Genomic DNA, 3,297 nt, shown 5'->3' with positions numbered 1-3,297 from the left:
CTATCTGGCCCCGCTTACGCCGCTCATGCCGGCGCGCGAGAGCCGCCTCGAGCGGTATCAGCGCCGGGAACAGCAGCGCAGCGACCACGATCCGCACCCACAGCGGCGGATACAGGTCACCAGTGACGGCGTACCAGACCGCCAAGAACGCGAGCCCTGCGGTAAACCACAAAAGGATCATCGACAGGCTGACGAATCGTTCGTAGAGCATGAGGTCTCCTCGGGGCGGGTCAGGTGTGAGAGGGAGCGGTGCGGCGGATGCCCTGGAAGCGGGACGCCCACGACTTGAGGCGACGCTTCGTGCCGTCACCGCCGCCGCTGTGCCACCACAGCCAGGCGTTCACAGCCGCTGCTACCGCCTGGAGGTAGGCATTGGAGTCCCCCATGACGACGTTGCCGATGCCTGCCACAGTGAACGCCGCGGCCGTCACCCCGTAGTACGGAGTGGCTCGCATACCGCGAGTGTGGGCGATGAGCCCGAGGATGGCGCTGCCCAGTCCGACGAGGGTGAGCGCGAGAAAGAGGACGTGCAACATGAGCTCTCCTAGGGGCGTGAAGGGGACTGCAGGGACTCAGGCGCCGTGGCGTGCGGGCTGGCTGGTCAGGTGCCAGGCCCGGTCGTCGTTCGGGCACCGGTAGACACGGCACTCGTTCCGCCGCTCCTGGTGATGCACGGCCCGCCGTATCCGCGTATCCAGCAGCGCGTCCTTGGCGCGGGCCTCCGTGGCGTGCCGGATCTTCTTGCAGCTGCACTTCGAGTGGACCCAGCGCCCCGACTTCACCGCACGCGTGCGGGCGAACTCCTCGAACGGGGCGCGGTTCACGGACAGCCAGCCCCTCGGAGACGCTCCGGGCGGCTTCAGGACGTACAGGTGGGCCTTCCCCGAGCGGGAACGGCCGTCCGTGCCGGCGGTCACCATGGCGACCGCTCCGGACGGGTGGAACGCGTCGAGGCGGGCGCGGGCCATGGTGGCGGATATCTGGACCTGCCAGCCGTGCTCACGCAGGAGGGGCGCCCATTCGTCGACGCGCTCGCGGGGCGTGAGGTCAACGGCAGGCTGCATGGTGGTGGTCGTGGTTTCGGGCATGGGGGCTCCACAGAACGGAATGTGACGGTGGGTTAGTTCTGCCGGATTGGCTCGGTCTACAGCCGATGGCAGTGTCGAAGATGTCCGAATTCAAGGACTGTTACGGTCACGCTGCGTGCTGCCGCGCGGCCTTCCGGACGGCCCGGCGATCCGCGCGATAGGCACGCTCGCCCTCCCAACAGGCGTCACACGGCTCTTCCTTGCGGTACCGGTGCGCAGCGAACCCCGCATGGTCACCGTGCCGCTGCGGCTTGCCGTCCAGGAGGCCAGCACGCGCGGCCAGCAGCACCGCGTTCGGCATGTTCACCGCGCCGAGCTTCCGGAACACCTCGGTGAACAGCTTCCCGACGCTCGTCGGCTCGATGAGGAGCTGCCGTCCGATCTCTGTGTGGGTCTTGCCGAGGGAAGCGAGCCGCAGGGCGTCCAGTTGGTGAGGGCTGAGGGGGCGTCGGCTGGGTCCGCGGCGAGAGGATGGAACAGGGCCGCCGCTCGAGGCAGACAGACCCGGCTGAACAGGTGCGGTCATACGGCACCGTCCAGGCTCGGCTCCACACGCGCACGGCTTCGGTAGTGATGCGGCACCGCAACGTCCTCAAGGCCGTAGAGCCCCACGCGCAGCCCGACCGCGACGGCCTGCGCCCGATCGGAGACCCGCAGCTTCCGCAGGACCCTGCGCATATGGGTCTTCACCGTCTCCTCGCCGATCCCCAGCGCCTGACCGATGGATCGGTTCGTGTTGCCGTTCGCGACGAGAACCAGGACCTGCCGCTCCCGATGGGTGAAGATCCGCGCGTGAGGCATGAACGGGACGGGCCCGCCACCGTGCGGCGACGGGCCCACCTGCACCGGGGCGGTCATACGGACTCCGCCAGCGCGTTCGCGGCGATGCCTTCGGCGACGGTGTACAGCAGGTTCACCGCGTCGTCGCTGTGTCCGGTCTCCTCGAGGAGCCGAGCCGCCTCCCGGAACGCTTCGGCGCGATCCGTCTCCGAGTCCTTGGCGGGCTCGGGCGGGAACACCTCGTCGAGGACGCCGCGGATCTCATCCGCATCCCGCTGCTTCAGTTCCACGGTCCGCAGGTTCTTGCTACGGCCGATGTACTTCGGCCCCATCAGCCGGTACCCGTGTCCGCTGTGCTCGTCCCACATGGCGTTGATGCTGAGCTGGTAGGCCGGGTACTGGCGGTCGGCGTTGGCAGTGTCGAGGGTGATCGTGGCCCGCTTCGCGGCGGACTGCTCGTTGATGGTCATGCGGTGGTCTCCTTCGGGGTGAGGGGCTGGAGAGTGAGCGGCCCGTAGGCCTCGTCGATCTCGGCGATCGGGCCGGGCTCCCCCGCGCCTTCCGGCAGCAGGTACACGAGCGGCTGGTCCTGGGCGTCCCGCAGGTCGCTGATCCGCCAGACCTCGCCGTCCCGGTCCGCGTAGTCGCGGCCGATCAGGTACGGCTGGTCGTTGTGCATGACCGCAAGGTGGTTGACGGCGACGTCGAGGTAGATCCCGCAGTCGCACCGGTGATCGCCGTGCCACTCGCGGCCGTCGCAATTCCCGTACGGCTCGGCCTTCACGGTCACCGGGGTCTGCGGCAGGCACACGAGGTCCAGGTAGTCGCCGCGCGGCTGCTTCCCGCACGCCTTGTGCGTCAGGGTGACGCCGCCCTCGTCGATCTCCATGAGGTACTGGTCGTCGGGGTTAGGGCAGGGGCATTCGTCGGCTGCGACGTCCTGGGGGCCTTCGGTGGCGGCGAACAGGTCAGTCATCGGGCCTTCTTCGGGGTGAGAGTGCGGGCGATGTGGTGGAGGGCTCGGGGCGTCAGCTCGAGGACGGCCAACGGCCACAGGAGGAACGCGGTCATCAGGCCGGCTTCATCAGCGCGGTGATGACCGCACGGATTTCGGAAACGGAATGCCGGGACGGATACTTCGCCACGTGCTGCGCGACGGTCTTCCACGCAGTAGACGGATCGACGCCCCACGCGTTCTTCTGGATTCCGTCCACGACCTTCTGGAGGCAGGACTTCTCGCCCTCGTGCTCCGGCACGGTGTGCAGCCAGCCGAACGGCACGAGCTTGGCCATGGTGTCGCTGCGCTCGTATCCGCAGCTGGCGCAGGTGCCGGGGTCGTAGTACGGGTCGGCGTAGCCCACGCTCGTGTCGACGGTGAACTCGGGCAGGTCCAGGGCGATCTTCACGGTGTGCCTTTCAGGCGGTGGTG

The 3,297-nt window shown here is 68.4% G+C and carries 8 protein-coding genes; all 8 read right to left on the bottom strand.

Annotated elements, in window-relative coordinates:
* On the bottom strand, positions 1-211 hold a 211-nt coding region (locus ACFVWR_RS18980), incomplete at its 3' end, for a hypothetical protein (protein WP_387215975.1).
* 19 nt (positions 212-230) lie between these two features.
* On the bottom strand, positions 231-536 hold the full coding sequence (locus tag ACFVWR_RS18975; protein ID WP_387215972.1) for a hypothetical protein: 306 nt from the start codon (positions 534-536) through the stop codon (positions 231-233).
* Between the two features lie 36 nt (positions 537-572).
* Positions 573-1,088: a hypothetical protein gene (locus tag ACFVWR_RS18970; protein ID WP_387215969.1), complete on the bottom strand. Its 516-nt coding sequence runs from the start codon at positions 1,086-1,088 to the stop codon at positions 573-575.
* A gap of 106 nt (positions 1,089-1,194) precedes the next feature.
* Positions 1,195-1,614, bottom strand: a complete 420-nt coding sequence (locus tag ACFVWR_RS18965; protein WP_387215966.1) for a response regulator transcription factor — start codon at positions 1,612-1,614, stop codon at positions 1,195-1,197.
* Positions 1,611-1,946: a response regulator transcription factor gene (locus tag ACFVWR_RS18960; protein ID WP_387215963.1), complete on the bottom strand. Its 336-nt coding sequence runs from the start codon at positions 1,944-1,946 to the stop codon at positions 1,611-1,613. Before ACFVWR_RS18960 ends, ACFVWR_RS18965 begins: the two co-directional genes overlap by 4 nt.
* Complete coding sequence (locus ACFVWR_RS18955) at positions 1,943-2,338, bottom strand: hypothetical protein (RefSeq protein WP_387215960.1); 396 nt, start codon at positions 2,336-2,338, stop codon at positions 1,943-1,945. Before ACFVWR_RS18955 ends, ACFVWR_RS18960 begins: the two co-directional genes overlap by 4 nt.
* Positions 2,335-2,844: a phiSA1p31-related protein gene (locus ACFVWR_RS18950; RefSeq protein ID WP_387215957.1), complete on the bottom strand. Its 510-nt coding sequence runs from the start codon at positions 2,842-2,844 to the stop codon at positions 2,335-2,337. Before ACFVWR_RS18950 ends, ACFVWR_RS18955 begins: the two co-directional genes overlap by 4 nt.
* Positions 2,845-2,938: 94 nt before the next feature.
* On the bottom strand, positions 2,939-3,297 hold a 359-nt coding region (locus ACFVWR_RS18945), incomplete at its 5' end, for a hypothetical protein (protein WP_387215954.1).

The organism is Leifsonia sp. NPDC058292 (genome assembly GCF_042880955.1).
Lineage (GTDB): Bacteria > Actinomycetota > Actinomycetes > Actinomycetales > Microbacteriaceae > Leifsonia.
The sequence above is the reverse complement of the archived record's forward strand: the minus strand, read 5'-3'. Positions and strand labels throughout refer to the sequence as shown.